The 15,414-nt window shown below is 57.5% G+C and carries 12 protein-coding genes; 5 read left to right on the top strand and 7 right to left on the bottom strand.

Going from position 1 to position 15,414, the window contains the following annotated elements:
* The first annotated feature begins 47 nt into the window (after positions 1-47).
* Together ABYM29_RS02685 and ABYM29_RS02680 are read left to right on the top strand one after the other, a co-directional pair.
* On the top strand, positions 48-1,862 hold the full coding sequence (locus ABYM29_RS02685; protein ID WP_372861782.1) for a hypothetical protein: 1,815 nt from the start codon (positions 48-50) through the stop codon (positions 1,860-1,862).
* A gap of 41 nt (positions 1,863-1,903) precedes the next feature.
* On the top strand, positions 1,904-3,910 hold the full coding sequence (locus ABYM29_RS02680) for an EAL domain-containing protein (protein WP_372861780.1): 2,007 nt from the start codon (positions 1,904-1,906) through the stop codon (positions 3,908-3,910).
* Here the strand turns inward: ABYM29_RS02680 and serB are convergent.
* Positions 3,886-5,127 (bottom strand): phosphoserine phosphatase SerB, encoded by a 1,242-nt coding sequence (serB, locus tag ABYM29_RS02675; protein WP_372861778.1) that lies wholly within the window; start codon positions 5,125-5,127, stop codon positions 3,886-3,888. The genes ABYM29_RS02680 and serB overlap by 25 nt on opposite strands.
* Before the next feature lie 177 nt (positions 5,128-5,304).
* Here serB and ABYM29_RS02670 point away from each other — a divergent pair, with 177 nt between their 5' ends.
* Positions 5,305-6,507 carry a hypothetical protein gene (locus ABYM29_RS02670; RefSeq protein WP_372861775.1) on the top strand — a complete coding sequence of 401 codons (1,203 nt, stop codon included), beginning with the start codon at positions 5,305-5,307 and terminating at the stop codon, positions 6,505-6,507.
* Here ABYM29_RS02670 and parC read toward each other — a convergent pair.
* Complete coding sequence (gene parC, locus ABYM29_RS02665; protein ID WP_372861772.1) at positions 6,504-8,762, bottom strand: DNA topoisomerase IV subunit A; 2,259 nt, start codon at positions 8,760-8,762, stop codon at positions 6,504-6,506. The two genes, ABYM29_RS02670 and parC, sit on opposite strands and share 4 nt — an antisense overlap.
* Positions 8,763-8,882: 120 nt before the next feature.
* On the opposite strand from parC, the gene ABYM29_RS02660 reads away from it, so the two are divergent.
* Positions 8,883-9,137 carry a hypothetical protein gene (locus tag ABYM29_RS02660; protein WP_372861770.1) on the top strand — a complete coding sequence of 85 codons (255 nt, stop codon included), beginning with the start codon at positions 8,883-8,885 and terminating at the stop codon, positions 9,135-9,137.
* A gap of 3 nt (positions 9,138-9,140) precedes the next feature.
* Here ABYM29_RS02660 and ABYM29_RS02655 read toward each other — a convergent pair whose 3' ends face one another.
* Positions 9,141-9,317, bottom strand: coding sequence for a hypothetical protein (locus ABYM29_RS02655; protein WP_372861767.1), 177 nt, complete (start codon positions 9,315-9,317; stop codon positions 9,141-9,143).
* A gap of 97 nt (positions 9,318-9,414) precedes the next feature.
* Between ABYM29_RS02655 and ABYM29_RS02650 the strand changes: the two genes are divergently transcribed.
* Positions 9,415-9,897: a peptidylprolyl isomerase gene (locus tag ABYM29_RS02650; RefSeq protein WP_372861764.1), complete on the top strand. Its 483-nt coding sequence runs from the start codon at positions 9,415-9,417 to the stop codon at positions 9,895-9,897.
* Here the strand turns inward: ABYM29_RS02650 and ABYM29_RS02645 are convergent.
* The 4 genes from ABYM29_RS02645 to pnp form a co-directional block, all read right to left on the bottom strand.
* Entirely contained in the window at positions 9,894-10,733 is an 840-nt protein-coding gene (locus ABYM29_RS02645) for an alpha/beta hydrolase (RefSeq protein ID WP_372861762.1), read from the bottom strand. The genes ABYM29_RS02650 and ABYM29_RS02645 overlap by 4 nt on opposite strands.
* Positions 10,715-12,556: a DUF4105 domain-containing protein gene (locus ABYM29_RS02640; protein WP_372861760.1), complete on the bottom strand. Its 1,842-nt coding sequence runs from the start codon at positions 12,554-12,556 to the stop codon at positions 10,715-10,717. Before ABYM29_RS02640 ends, ABYM29_RS02645 begins: the two co-directional genes overlap by 19 nt.
* 64 nt (positions 12,557-12,620) lie before the next feature.
* Positions 12,621-13,103, bottom strand: coding sequence for a DUF3015 domain-containing protein (locus ABYM29_RS02635; RefSeq protein ID WP_372861757.1), 483 nt, complete (start codon positions 13,101-13,103; stop codon positions 12,621-12,623).
* Between the two features lie 173 nt (positions 13,104-13,276).
* Complete coding sequence (gene pnp, locus ABYM29_RS02630; RefSeq protein WP_372861754.1) at positions 13,277-15,388, bottom strand: polyribonucleotide nucleotidyltransferase; 2,112 nt, start codon at positions 15,386-15,388, stop codon at positions 13,277-13,279.
* Between the last annotated feature and the right edge of the window lie 26 nt (positions 15,389-15,414).

Below are 15,414 nucleotides of genomic sequence, written 5' to 3'. Positions count from 1 at the left end.
ATTAGCCATCACACCAGTGATGTATAGCGATTTAAAAACGGGATACCATGAACAGCACACCGAGCCTGCTGGTACCGCTGCCGGAAATTAACCGGCACCAACACAGCTTATTTCCCCTGAGTGCCGCGGCCGTCGGCAAGTGGCTGGAGACACTGCCGCTTGCCAACCTAGGTGAAACTACCCGCAGCCTCTACCAAGCGTTGAACGAACTCAGCCATGTGCGCTGCAAAGGCCGCGACCGCCTCGACATCCTCGAGAAGATCCGCCCCCATGTGCACTACATCACAAAAGGGCTTTCTCAGCACTACCTCAACAAGCCGATCGTACTACCCGAAAAAGCAGAAAAAATCGTCCAGCTGACAGACACCCTCAACACCCTGCTCGCCCTTGGTTACTGCCAGGCCTTTGTAAACCTGGAGGTGGAGTCGCGACTGCTCAAACCCAAAGACGCGCTGGCCACCTGCCTGCACCGTGCGCTCACCGAATACAGCTGCATGCTACTGCGCAGTTACCAGCTCTACCGGACACCGCCGCGCCGCTTTTGGCGCAACCTGCACCATATTTACCACAGTGTGCAGACGCAAAAATTGAGCCGACTGCGGGTAAGTGACCGCCAGCAAGGCAGCTGCACCCTGCAACAGGCCTATCTGCGGCCGTTAATTCTGGCCTGCAGTCGCTGTTACCAGTTACCCCAGCGCTATATCGACCAGGTCTTCCTCGGGCTGCGCTACTGGACCGAGGAAATGGAGCTTCGCCACAAGGGCCTGGAGAGCTGCGTATTTCTCCTCGACCCAGATCAAGACGCGCCGCCGCTCTACCGCGAACTGGCCTCTAAAGCGCCGGCGCCGGGCTGGCTGGGCATCGACACCAAAGCCCTGCAGGGCGGCAGCGCAAGCTTGCTCAACCTGATTCCAGACAGCAAACTCAGCACCGAATTCAGAGTTCCCGAAGCGATTCTCGGCCAACTCAGTATGGCCTGGAGTGCCGCCACCGCCCGCGCTGCCGAGCGCGTGCCCTGCAATGAGGCCGCCCTGATTACCGTGGGCATGAACCCGACCCACTACTACGCGGCCAACCAGGCCGAGTTTGAACAATTCCAAATCGAGGGCGATGACGCAGCGTCGCGCCCCGATCCCTACAGTGCCGCCGACAACAAGCCTAAAAGCGATGTCTGGGCCCAAGGCAAAAGTCGCGACGGCCGCGATTACGATCGCAAGTCCGAACGCGACACCCAGTGGGGCACTCATCGCGGCGAAAACAACGACGTCGAAAACATCGACTACAGCCTGCCCGCAGATCAAAACGGCACCAGCAAAGTCGACACTCAATACCAGTATCTGCGCGCCCGCTTGATGGACAGCAGCAGCGCCGGCTATCGCATTGAGTGGCCAGATACCGTCGCCTCAAGAATCCGCACCGGCGAAGTCATCGGCGTAAAAACCAGCGATTACGAAAGCTGGCGCATCGCCGTAGTGCGCTGGATGCGCAGCGACGACAGCCATCAAATGGGCGTAGAAGTCATCGCCAGCGCCGCTACAGCCTACAGCGCCCGCCTGGTGCAATCAGGTCTCGCCGTGGATGAATTCCAGCGCGCCCTGCTGCTACCCGGCGGCGACAAAGACAGCGGCCCGCTAGTGATGCTCGCCAGTGTCGCCAGCCTGACACCCGGTCAAACTGTCGAGCTGGTTCGCCCTGGTCATGTCATGAGAATAAAACTCGACGAAATCCGGGACAGCTCAAATTCCTACAAGCTGTTCAGCTATCAAGATCTGCGACGCCAACAAAAAATCCCCACCGAACAAGTTATCGCAGAGCGTGACGAAGGCGACAGCGACTTCAACAAACTATGGGATATCCTGTAAAGAAATACGCCACGCTGCGACGGCGATGCTTCTGAGGCAATATGACCCGCAATTCCGCAACCAAACTGCTGTTCATCGGCCTGTCAGACGACGACGTCGAGGACATTATCAGCACCTTCAGGCGTGCCGGCAAAGTCGCTCACAGCCAAGTGGTTGGTGACGGCCCGGCCCTGCAGAAACTGCTCGATGACGGCAGCTGGGATCTCATTTTTTTCAACGGCCTGCGCTCGCCACTCCCCATTGAGCAGTGCGGTAAAATACTGCGCCATGGCAATCTCGACCTGCCCGTTATTTATCTTAACGATGACGACGACATTCCACTCCCGGACGAATCGGTCAGCCTGGTGCTCAGCCCGCACAACCGCGCACGGCTATTCCTCATCGCCCAGCGAGAACTGCAAGCCCTCTTTAGCCGTCGTGAACTCGCCGCCACCCGTGCAGCCCTGCAAGAAGAACAGCAGCGCAATGCCCTGCTGCTCAGCTCCCACCAAGAAGCAATAAGCTATATCACCGACGGCATGATCATCGACGCCAATGAGCTATTTTGCGAGCGCATGGGTTACGAGGAACTGGACGGTTTCCCCATTGTCGATTTAATCTGCAACAAGGATCAGGAACGCTTTAAAAACGCCTTGAAAAAGCAGGTCAGCGGCTCAGAAGTCAGCCAACTGGAAGTCAGCTTTCTGTGCGCCGACCACAGCGAACTAAAGATCCCGATTAGTTGCAACAGCGCCACCTATGATGGTGAGGCCTGCATCCAGCTGACCTTACACGAATCTGGCGCCGAGGCCAGCAGCGCCCTGCTCGACCCGACAACAGGGCTGAACAACCACAAACACTTCCTTAGGTTGCTGCAAGATTTTGTTGATTCGCAGCGCAACAGCAACAGCTCCTTAGTGCTATTGCAGCTGGACGGCTACGACGAGCATCGCCAAGAGCTCAACCTACAGGGCTGCGAGCAGCTCATTCAGCGACTGAGTGAGCGCCTGCAAACTCTGCTGCCGGCGCAGTACTACGGGCGCATCGGCGACGACCTGTTCGCCGCCATCGCCCACCACGTCCCCAGTCAGCGGGCTTTGGAAATCAGCCAGGAATTACTCAAAAGTATCGAGACAGAGATTATCGAAGTCCGCAAACAATCGCGGCAATGCAGCTTCAGTGCCGCCATTATGCCAATCAACCACCTCACCCCGCCCCACGCGCCGGTGCTGCTGGACAGCTGCTTTGAAACCCTGCAAAAAATCTCCGAAAGCGGCGGCAACCAAGCCCAGATCTATCACCGGGATCGCCAGCAACTGCAGAGCAGCGCCGAAATCAACACCCTGATTGACGAGGCCTTTGCCGACCAACGGTTACAATTACTGTTCCAGCCCATTATCAACCTCAGCGATGCCGAGGGCGATTACTACGAGTCCTATCTAGACATCCGCGACTGGTCTGAGGGTGAAGTCACTGCCGGTGAAATGCTCAGGGTTATCGAGAAAGAACCTCAGAATAACAAACTAGACCGCTGGATTATTGTCGAAACCACCAAGCAACTCGCCAAAAAACGCGCCACTGGCGACAATACCAAGCTCACTATCAACCTGAGCGGCAATGTCTTTCACGACCCGGAATTTTGCTCCTGGCTCAGCGTGGCCATGAAGGCCGCGGGCCTGCCAGGCGCCGCCCTCACCCTGCAATTTAGCGAAGAAAGCATCTCCAACTCGCTCAAGCCCGCACTGGACTGCTGCCGGCAACTGGCCTCGCTGGGCGTTGGTTTGGCAGTGCGCAATTTTGGCCGCAACCAGGGCGGCAACAAGTTCCTGGAACACATCAAACCGGCACTTATCAAGCCCGGCGTGCGCAAAACCGACAGCCTCAGTGCGGATGAAATCCGCGAAATCATTGCCGGCGGTCGGCGTCTAAACAGCCGTGTATTGATCCCAAATGTCAGCAGTGCCGCCAGCCTGGCGGTACTGTGGCAACTGGGGCCAGACTTTATTCAAGGCAGCTATGTGCAAGACCCCGTACCGGATATGTCTTACGAATTCGCCGCCTTTGGCTGAGTCGATGCGCTGCTCAGGCGATCACTAATACCCAGCAAATAGAGAATACCGTCCAGGCCCAGAGTAGAAATCGACTGCTTGGCGTTTTCTCTGACAATTGGCTTGGCGCGAAACGCGATGCCCAACCCGGCGATGCTCAACATGGGCAAGTCGTTTGCGCCATCGCCGACGGCGATCACCTGCTCCATATCAATACCTTCGCTGCGGGCAATTTCACGCAGCAGTTCCGCCTTGCGCTGTCCATCGACTACCACCCCGCTGACCTCACCGGTCACCCGGTCGTTTTCAATGGCCAGCTCATTGGCGTAGACATAGTCGATACCCAAGCGCCGCTGTAAGTAGTGACCAAAGTAGGTAAAGCCACCCGACAAAATGGCGGTTTTGTATCCCAGCTGCTTTAGGGTAGACACTAGCCGTTCGGCACCTTCGGTGATCGGCAAGCTGTCGGCAATACCCTCTAGCACCGACTCATCCAGCCCTTTCAACAGGGCAACCCGCGCGGCGAAACTCTCTTTAAAATCGATTTCACCGCGCATTGCCCGCTCGGTAATCTCCGCCACCTGTTCGCCGACGCCAGCCGCCCGCGCCAGCTCGTCGATCACCTCCGCCTCGATCAAGGTCGAGTCCATATCAAAGGCCACCAAGCGACGGGTTCGCCGAAACATGCTGTCTTCCTGATAGGCAATATCAATGTCCATCTCGCTGGCAAGCTGTAACAGCTCGCGACGAAAATCCGAGGCATCGGCCAAATTTCCGCGCACCGACAACTCCACCGAAGCCTTGGACTGCTCATCGACTCCCTCCAGCGGCACCCGCCCAGACAGGCGGTCGATACGGTCGATATTCAGGCCGTAGCGCGACACGATCTCGGTAACATGGGCAATGTGACGAGCACTGATCTTGCGCGCCAGCAAGGTCACGATATGGCGCTGCTTCCCCTGGCCGGCAACCCACTGTTGATAGCTGTCGGCAGCGACCGGCAAAAAGCGCACCTGCAGGGCCATCTCGTGACAGCGAAACAAAATATCTTTCAATATGCTGGCCGCTTCGGTACCGGCCGGCAACGACACCAGCAAGCCCAGCGACAAGGTGTCGTGGATCACCGCCTGGCCGATATCCAATACCGCCACATCATGGTCAGCGAGAATACCGGTAATCGAGCTGGTTACCCCCGGACGATCATCGCCGGCGATATTAATCATTATGACTTCGTTCACACTGCCCCCTTGGTTTGGCGCTATTGTAGCGGTACAGCTCCGCGCGCCCAAGCGCCGCACCCACTTTATCGCCATTTGCCTCAATCGCCGCCATACATATCTTCAGCAACATGCCATGGTGCCAGCAGGCTTGTTATACTCGCCCCAGCCCCAACCACTCGGCTATGGACCAGCACAATGCTGAAACAGCTATTACGCCTGCCACTCTCCGCCAAAAGCGGCCTGATCGCCGCGCTGATCTGCGGTGTAGCCGGCCTCACGCTGCTCGTCACGAGCATGACCGCCAGTAAACAAATCCTGCTTGAAACCACTCAGCTGATCGGCCAGCAATGGACCAAGCAACTGGCCTCGCAGAGCCAACAAGCGCTGCTGCGCAACGACCGCGTCAGCCTGCAGGCGATATTGCAGGATTATATCGACAGTCCACTTATCGTCTACGGCAGTATCGAAAACGCCCGCGGAGAAGCCGTTGCCGAGGCCGGAGTATGGCAGGAACAACAGCTGAACTACCGCGCCGGCGTCGCCGCCGATGGCCGCCTGGGACAGGTTAAACTGGCGCTGGGCAGCGAAATTATCGGCAATGAAATACGCGACCTGGGTAAAACCCTCTTGCTGCTCACGGCTATTCTTTGCTGCCTGAGCTACGCCATGCTCGCCGTACCGATGCGCGGCATCGAGCGCCAGCTTGAGCGCGCCCGTGCGCGACTGGCACAACCACTGCTGGATGACCACAGCGATTATCTGGGCCGCGACGCCCTCGGCGAACTCCTCACCGAGATACACAACCCCAAGATCCGCCTCATGCAGGCCGGCGACAAACGGTATTGCGACTACTATGTGTTGCACTGCCACTGGCAGGCCTATGACGACCTACAGGAAAAAATGACCGCCGAGCGCTTTGAGCAGCAACTGCAAACGGCCTTCGCGCGCAGTGAAGCCATCGCCAGACTGTATCACGCCGAACTACTGCTGCTGCGCCACAACGGCGTCACCCTTAGGTTTTTTGACCTCGATGACTGCGACCCACCGCTGTTCCGCGCACTGTGTGCCGCAGAGCTGCTACAAAAACTGGATCGCAGCCTAAAGATTCGACCGGGAATAGCCAGGGTATGCAGCGAAGGCAATGACTGGCACTGCCAAGCTGCCGAGTGTATCGCCATCGATCGCCTACACTGCGCCACTGCAGACGGCGACGGCATTTGGCTGGACAACAACTGCAGCAACCACCCTCGACTAGACGCCTGGGTCAGCTGCCGGAGCAATCGCGTGGGCAGCCTAAAATCGCCTTACAACGAGTTGCTAGAGCGCCAACACGTGCAACTGAAAAACCTCGCCCTGGAACAGCTGCAACGCCGCCCCGGTGACAGCGTGGACACCTAGCCAGCCGCAATCAGCTCCACACCATCCACTTTTTGGAAGCCGCGCGGCAATTTGTGGCCACGGCGGCCGCGCTCGCCGAGATAGTGCTCCAACTCGGCAAGTTTCAATGACAGGTGACGCTTGCCCGACAATACCTTAATACTGTCAGCCGCCCCCATAACCACCATCGCCACCAAATACTCGTCACGGCTGGCAACCCGGGCACCGGGGATACCCATTAACTTGTTGCCCTTACCCCGCGCCATCACCGGCAAGTCGCTCACCGGGAACAGCAACATGCGCCCCTCGCTACTAATCACCACCACGTAGTGGTCCTGCAACGAGGCCACCGCGACCGGCGCCATCACTCGACCGCCTTTGGGTAGCGTCAGGGTGGCCTTACCGGCCTTGTTTTTACTGTGCAAATCCCCCAGCTTGGCAATAAACCCATAGCCCGCATCGGAGGCCAGCAAATAATGACGGTCATCGCTCCCCATCATCATGCCGGAGAAGCCCACCCCTGAAGGCGGATTAATCCGGCCGGTCAGCGGTTCACCCTGGCCTCTGGCCGACGGCAAGTTATGGGCGGCCACGCTGTAACTGCGGCCCGTGCTATCTAAAATCAATACCGACTGATTGCTGCGGCCGCGCGCCGCCAGCTTGAAGCGGTCACCGGATTTGTAACTGAGCGCCGTCGGCTCAATATCGTGGCCTTTGGCGGCGCGAATCCACCCCATCTCCGACAACACCACCGTCACCGGCTCGGCGGACACAATATCTTCCTCCGCAAATGCTCGAGCCTCGCCGCGCTGTACTAGGGGCGAGCGGCGGTCGTCGCCATACTCCTCGGCGGCAGCCAGTAACTCCTTGCGCACCAGCGTTTTCATCCGGCGAGTCGACCCCAGCGTAAGTTCCAGCTGGTCGCGCTCGGCGGCCAACTCTTGCTGTTCACCGCGGATCTTCATCTCTTCTAACTTGGCCAGGTGGCGCAGCTTCAACTCGAGGATGGCTTCGGCCTGGGTATCGCTCAGCCCAAAGCGCGCCATCAACACCGGCTTGGGCTTGTCTTCTTCGCGAATAATGGCAATAACTTCGTCGATATTCAGGAAGGCAACCAGCAAGCCATCGAGAATATGCAGCCGCTTAAGCACCTTGTCTAAACGGAATTCCAAACGGCGACGCACAGTATTGGTGCGAAACTCCAGCCACTCACCAAGAATCCGATCGAGACTTTTAACTTGCGGGCGACCGTCTATGCCGATCATATTCATATTGACGCGATAACTGCGCTCAAGGTCTGTAGAGGCAAACAGGTGATTCATCAGCGCCTCGGTGTCGACGCGATTTGAACGCGGGACAATCACCAGGCGAGTTGGATTTTCGTGGTCGGACTCATCGCGCAGGTCGACAACCATCGGCAACTTTTTCGCCTGCATCTGCTGGGCAATTTGCTCCAGCACTTTCGACCCCGAGGTTTGATGTGGCAACGCGGTGATCACAATGTCGTCCTGCTCCTCCTGCCACACAGCGCGCATCCGCAGCGACCCGCGACCGCTCTCATAGATCTTACGGATATCCTCTGGAGAGGTGATCAGCTCGGCGTCGGTAGGGAAATCCGGCCCTTTGACATGCTCGCAAAGCTCAGCCACCGACGCCTTGGGCGCGTCCAGCAAATGAATACAGGCACTGACTACCTCGCGCAAATTGTGCGGCGGGATATCGGTGGCCATACCCACGGCAATACCCGTAGTGCCGTTGAGTAAAATATTGGGCACCCTTGCCGGCAACATCGCCGGCTCATCCCGCGCGCCATCAAAATTAGGTATCCAATCGACTGTGCCCTGAGCCAACTCACTCAGCATCACCTCCGCGTAGCGCGTGAGTTTGGACTCGGTGTAACGCATAGCAGCGAAGGACTTGGGGTCATCCGGCGACCCCCAGTTTCCCTGACCGTCAATCAACGGGTAGCGATACGAAAAGTCCTGAGACATCAACACCATCGCCTCGTACACCGCGCTGTCACCATGCGGGTGAAACTTACCGATAACATCACCAACAGTACGCGCCGACTTCTTGTACTTGGCGCTAGCCTTCAAGCCCAGCTCGCTCATCGCATAGACAATACGGCGCTGCACCGGCTTCAAGCCATCGGCAATATTGGGCAGTGCACGATCGAGAATGACGTACATGGAATAATCCAAATAGGCCTTCTCGGTGTAGGTTTTCAATGGGATCTGTTCAACGCCATCGGTGCTGATCACAATATTCTCAGACATAGACTCGGCTAGTTCCTCAGGTTTCCAATATTTCCGCAGATCGGCCCATACGTGTAATTACGAAGCGTTTTGGCTGCGAGGTCATCCTATACTTTTCCCACATCAAGAGAGGGTTACGACATGGCCATGCCAAAAGTAGTCACGCTGTCCGAGTATCGGGAAAGTACTCAGCAGATGCAGATCGACGACATTAGCGCACAGGCGTTTTTGTTTCTACAGGAACAGGCAAACGAGAACAATGTTCCTATGCGTAAATTGCTGATGGAACACCTGCTCGGCATTGCCTGCGTCGTTAAAGCCGTGGAAGGCCACGATGAAGCCCAAAACTGGCTGGCACTCATCAGCGCAGAGATAGACGAAGGCATGGCGCACTAAACTCTAGTGCGCGGTGGTTTTGCGACGCCCACAACGCTGACATTTATACACACTCACTAAACGCCCCTGCTTCACATCAAACTGGCTGTTTTTCTCCACCTTCCACTTGTGATGCCCCTCTCGGCACAGGCTGCTCTTCAACGGCGGCTTGCGCGGCGCAAATTTAACCACATCCCCCATGCTCACCCCCAATTTTCACTACCGCCACCCACGACGGGAGCTTACTATACGCACCGGAAAACACATCCGCAGTCAGCCTATTATCGCAGGGGGAATCATGGAGATCGACAACAATAGTGTAGTGGCATTCCACTACGAGCTGCGCGACAGCGCCGGCAACACCTTGGAAAGTAATTTTGGCGAAACCGCCACACTTTACCTGCACGGCGCCAACAACATCATTCCCGGCTTGGAAAAAGCCCTAGCCGGCCGCGCCGCTGGCGATGAATTTGAAATCACCCTGCCTCCCGAACAGGCCTATGGCATGGTAAAAGAGGGCCAGCAACAGCGGATTCCCGCCAAATATCTCAAACACGAGGGCAAGCTCAAAGTTGGCCAACTCGTGCGCTTCAACACCGACAAGGGCAGCCACAGCGCCACCGTCATCAAAGTGGGGAAATTTTCCGTCGACGTTGACACCAACCACCCACTGGCAGGCCAAACCCTGAGCTTCCGAATTGCGATTGACTCTGTCCGCGCGGCGACTGCCGAGGAAATCGAGCACGGCCACGCCCACGGTGAAGGCGGGCACCAGCATTAATCTGCAAGGCTGTCCGCAATAAAGTCCAGCAGTCTCTGGCGGCTTAGCCGGTCGTGAAAACTGCCGATATGACCACCGTCGTAAAGATACAATTGCTTGGGTTGCGCGGCGCGCTCAAACAGCCGCTGGGCGTGCTGCACACCGACTACCGTATCCTGGCGCCCGTGCACAATTAGCAGCGGCGCCCGGGGCAACTGCGGCAGAGCGTCAATCAAATCGTAGCCCTTGGGCATCGCCCACGCTACGGGCAACTGCAGCAACCAGGTCAACGGCGCTTTAGCTGCTTGCTCGCGAGCAATACTGGCGTAATCGGCAAAACCGGCATCGAGAACTAGGCCCTTAAGCCGCCCGGCCAGCGCCTCGCGCTCACGGGCAACGGCTACGCCCATCAGGCTCGCCCCCAGACTCTGCCCAAAGCCAAGCAAAGGCAGTGGAGCTGCGTCGCCCTGCGCCAACAACCAGTGCCAACTGGCTTGCAAGTCCGCCACGGCATTGTCCAGCGACGGCCGCCCCGGGGAGCGACCATAGCCCCGGTAGTCTACCAACAACACATTGATACCCTCCGACGGCAACCAGTAAACGCTGGCGAGATGGGTGCTGATATTTTCGGCATTACCGTGGGCAAACAGCAGGGTCGCGCGCGGCTCCTGGGCCGGCAGCCACCAGCCATGCAGGGCGCTGTCGGCGACCGGAATACTGACCTCGCGATAGGCCAGCCCCACCGCTGCCGGATCGCGCAGTAACTGCCGCTGGGGGTAGAACAGCAGCGCCTCACAACCGGTCAACAACAGCACCAACAGTAAGGCGCTGCAACGATTTAAAAATAGTGCCGCCATGCCAGCTCCACGCCCGTGGACCGTCCCCAAGGTTGGTCGCGATGATCAATAGCCAAACGCATCCCCCTATCTGTCGACCACTGATAATTCGCCGCCAGCCGATATTGCTTGCGCTGGCCGGCACCCGAAAAGTCCAACAGCTCGGCCGAGGTCTCCAACGCCAGCCGCTCACCCTGCCACAGCAGCCCAGAGCGCAGGCCCGGCGCCACACGCCAATCCTGGCGAAAATCCGGATTGTACTCCGAACGCAGTGCTGGCATCACATAGCCGATGCCGCCCAGCAGTGACCAGCTCGGACCCGCTGCGGCACTGAGCTGGGCAACCAGCGGTTGGCTAGGCGCATCGTCAAGGCGCTCGAGCCCCAACTGAACCTGCCAGCTAAGCGGCGAAAACAAAGCGCCGCGGGGCGACAGTGAGCGAATGTTGAGCAAATCGAAGCCTTGCAAACGCAGCCCCTCGCGGTCCTGCCAGCGCAATTTCACATCCCCCATTACCAAGCTCGCGCCCAGCGGATACCCCAGCACCGGGTCCATGGCATCGTGGTAACTGATTCGCCAGTTCAGGTCAGCATATTCCAGCCCCTTACTCCCCCCAGCATGCCCACCACCGAGTTCACGATGCCCCAGACTTATGGCCAGTAACGACGTCCGATGACCGTCGTCCGGCCGGCCGGGACGGTCCACCGCCGGCAAGCGGGATGCACCGCCACGCTGAGCCCCGCGCAGCAGAGTGAGACTGCGAGCCGCGATATCGGCACGGCGCTGCTGACGGCTTTGCTGATAACGAAGGTAACGGTAGGCCGCCAGATAGATTTGCGCAGACTGCTCGTCGGCAACATCGAGCGCATCGAGGCTCTGTAACTTGCCCTCGGCAAGCCGGCGCACTAAATCATGCTGCTCGACCGGCAGCTGTGCCATTAGCGCATCCAACTCCAAACGCTTAGACGGCCGGTAGCTTATGCCGTCGACCATCGCCGCCTCCGCGACCGCGCGCACGGTGTCCACCGGCATCGCCGCATAGGCAAAGGAGCTGGTTAGATCAACACCTGGCCGCGCGACCTCGAGCAACTCCAGCAAACGGTAGGAGCAGTTTTCGTCAAAAAAGAAGTAATCAAAATTAATATCCCGCAGCTCCCAGACATGCCGCAGCAGCCGGTCGATTTCGACGGCGCTCAAATTCAGCCGGTACTCCCACATATCGCGGTTTTCCAAATGTGTGTATTCCTGAATCTTCTGGTAGTAAGGCTGCATACTGAACAAACCGGGGTAGCCGCCAAACAGCCCGCGGTAGGCATACAGCAGATCGTTTTCGCCCGGCGGAATATTAGCGCCGAAGTTCAGCGCATAGGAGAGAAAGTCCGACTCAGCGCGCTCACCCGCAGGGTCCAGGCGCAAAAAGGTATGACCGTACATCGACGAGGGACTATTCAGGTAACTCGACGCCAACACCAATACGACCGACTCAATATTGAGTTTATCGCGCCACTGCTGGTAGGCCTCACAGCGCTGCTGTGTGTCGGCAATTAAACCCCGCTGTACCATCCACTGTTCACGGGCGGGATACTGGCAACGCATCGCGGGCCGCTCAGTAAACAGCTCTACACTGGCACGCAACTCGACCAGAGGGTCGCGGTGGCCGCGTTCGGCAATAAAAAACTGCGGGTCATCGATATAGCTGGTAGCGCCGCCCCGGGGGAAGTGCAGTAGCGCTCGCCACTGTTGCTGAGCGGCCAGTGCGGCCTCTGCGCTACTGTCATCCCCTGCCTGGGCAGGCGCGCTGCTAAGCACAAATAGCAGCGCCACGGCAACACAAAAGCTCAACATATATAACGCCCAAAAACGGCAAAACGGCCCCGCAGGGCCGTTAACAAAATTTCCCACCACTAAATTAAGACACGTACTTCGCCAATCTCTCTTCGCGCAGCATCACGTTAACAATGGCGTTCATCAGCGCCTCTGCATCCACCTCAGCAGAGGGAAACAGCTGATCAAAATTGTCGTGCAAAACGGCCTTAAACACTTGGCGGTCCTCCTCGGCAATGCCCATAGAAACAGCCACTGCGGTCAGTGCTTCACCGTCGCCTAGAGCAACATCTTCGGAGAATTCCTCCATGATTTGACCAAGATTGATCATCGACTTACCGCCGTAGGTCAATGTACCGTCAGCCGAACAACCGTTAGTACCCGACGTCATACCAAACGTTGCATTGCCCGAAGTGCCATTCGTCACCGAGGCAACCAAATGAGAGGGCAGACCGGATTGGCCAGCAAATAGCATATTTCCCCAACCGCAGTTCGAGCCACCCGGCGCCACTGCCATAGCGGTGCTGGAAGCCAATAGAAATGCCGATGCCATCAATACTTTATTCATGCCTTATCCTCGTTGTGTTGTGCAAAGTCCATCTACCTGCAGGCCGAGCCTATCACAGCACGGCCGCTTGTCTAGCACCGACATCAACAATGGCGCGACGCCGGTAACCCGCATTTTCTTCAGGCATAAAAAAACCCCGCGAGGCGGGGTTTTAACGAGCCGCTAGCAGCGGTTTACTCCTCTGCAGGAGTCGCTTCCTCGGCTTCAACTTCTTTCATTGACAGCTTGATACGGCCGCGCTGATCAACATCCAGCACTTTTACCTTCACTTCCTGACCTTCTTTCAAGTAGTCGCTGACATTTTCAACGCGCTCTTCAGAGATCTGGGAAATATGTACCAGGCCATCTTTGCCGGGCAGGATATTGACGAACGCACCGAAATCAACAATGCGAGCAACTGTACCGACATAGGTCTCGCCAACTTCCGCCTCGGCGGTAATGGCCAGTATGCGCTCAACCGCAGCGTCACGCGATGCCGCATCAGCGCCGTAAACGCGTACTGAGCCGTCATCTTCAATGTCGATCTGCGCTTGGGTTTCTTCGCAAATGCCGCGAATCGTCGCACCGCCCTTGCCAATGATGTCGCGAATCTTGTCAGAATCGACCTTCATGACATGCATGCTTGGCGCATTGTCAGAAACATCCTCACGCGAGGCCGACAGTACCTGATTCATCTGACCAAGGATGTGCAGACGCGCCTGCTGAGCTTGCTCCAGCGCCACTTCCATAATCTTCTGAGTGATACCTTCGATCTTGATATCCATCTGCAGCGCAGTCACACCATCGGCGGTACCGGCCACTTTAAAGTCCATATCACCCAGGTGGTCTTCATCACCGAGGATATCGGTCAATACGGCAAAGCGTTCGCCTTCTTTTACCAGGCCCATGGCGATACCGGCAACCGGCGCCTTCAGCGGCACACCGGCATCCATCAATGACAAGCTGCCCACACAGACAGAGGCCATTGAACTGGAGCCATTGGATTCAGTAATTTCTGAAACCACGCGAATCGTGTAGGGAAACTCTTCGGGGCTGGGCAACACTGCTTCCAGGCTGCGACGCGCCAGACGGCCGTGGCCAATCTCACGACGACCGGTGCTGCCCATACGGCCGCACTCGCCCACCGAGTAGGGAGGGAAGTTATAGTGCAGCATAAAGTTGTCTTTATACTCACCCTGCAATGCATCAATGAACTGCGCATCGCGCGTCGTGCCGAGCGTAGCAACACCAATCGCCTGGGTTTCACCGCGGGTGAACAAGGCTGAACCGTGCGACTTATTCAACACGCCCACTTCAACGGCGATAGGACGAACGGTGCGGCCATCGCGGCCATCGATACGCGGCTCACCATTCAAGATACGCTGGCGAACAATTTGTTTCTCCAGCTTGGCAAACACCGCCTTAACATCTTCGGCGCTGTATTGTGCATCGTCGCCAGTGGCCAATGCCGCAACCGCCTGCTCGCGCAGCTCACCCACTTTGGCGTAGCGCTGCATCTTGTCGGTAATGCGATAGGCCTCGCCCAGACCGGCCTTGTAACCCTCGGCAACAGCACCCAACAAAGCGGTGTTCTCTTGCTCGGGCTGCCAATCCCAAGCAGGCTTGCCCGCTTCAGCGGCCAACTCTTGGATAACTTGGATAACCGCCTGCATTTCCTGGTGAGCGTAAAGTACCGCGCCCAACATTTGGTCTTCGCTCAGCTGCTGGGCTTCAGACTCAACCATCAGCACGGCATCTTTAGTACCGGCAACCACCATATCGAGCAAGCTGGTTTCCAGCTCGGCGAAACTCGGGTTCAGAATGTAGCCATCTTCAGCAGTGAAACCCACGCGCGCCGCACCGACCGGGCCGGCAAATGGCACGCCGGAAACCGCCAGCGCTGCCGAGGTACCAATCAGCGCAGCAATATCGGGATCATTCGCCTTGTCGGCAGACATCACCGTACAGATGACCTGCACTTCATTCTGAAAGCCCTTGGGAAACAATGGGCGAATGGGGCGGTCAATCAGCCGAGAGGTCAGCGTCTCTTTTTCAGAGGGACGCGCTTCGCGCTTGAAGAAACCGCCAGGGATTTTACCCACCGCATAAGTGCGCTCTTGATAGTGCACAGACAGCGGAAAGAAATCTTGACCAGGCTTGGCAGATTTTGCTGCCACAGCAGTACACAACACCTGGGTTTGGTCGATAGTAACCAATACCGCACCGCTAGCCTGACGGGCTATGCGACCGGTTTCTAGCGTGACGGTTTTGCCGCCCCACTGAAATGTTTTAGTAACGGGATTCACCGAGTAATTCCTCCCAAAATGGGGTT

This window comes from Spongiibacter sp., from assembly GCF_041602295.1.
Classification (GTDB): domain Bacteria; phylum Pseudomonadota; class Gammaproteobacteria; order Pseudomonadales; family Spongiibacteraceae; genus Spongiibacter.
This window is presented reverse-complemented; position numbering and strand designations above follow the sequence as displayed.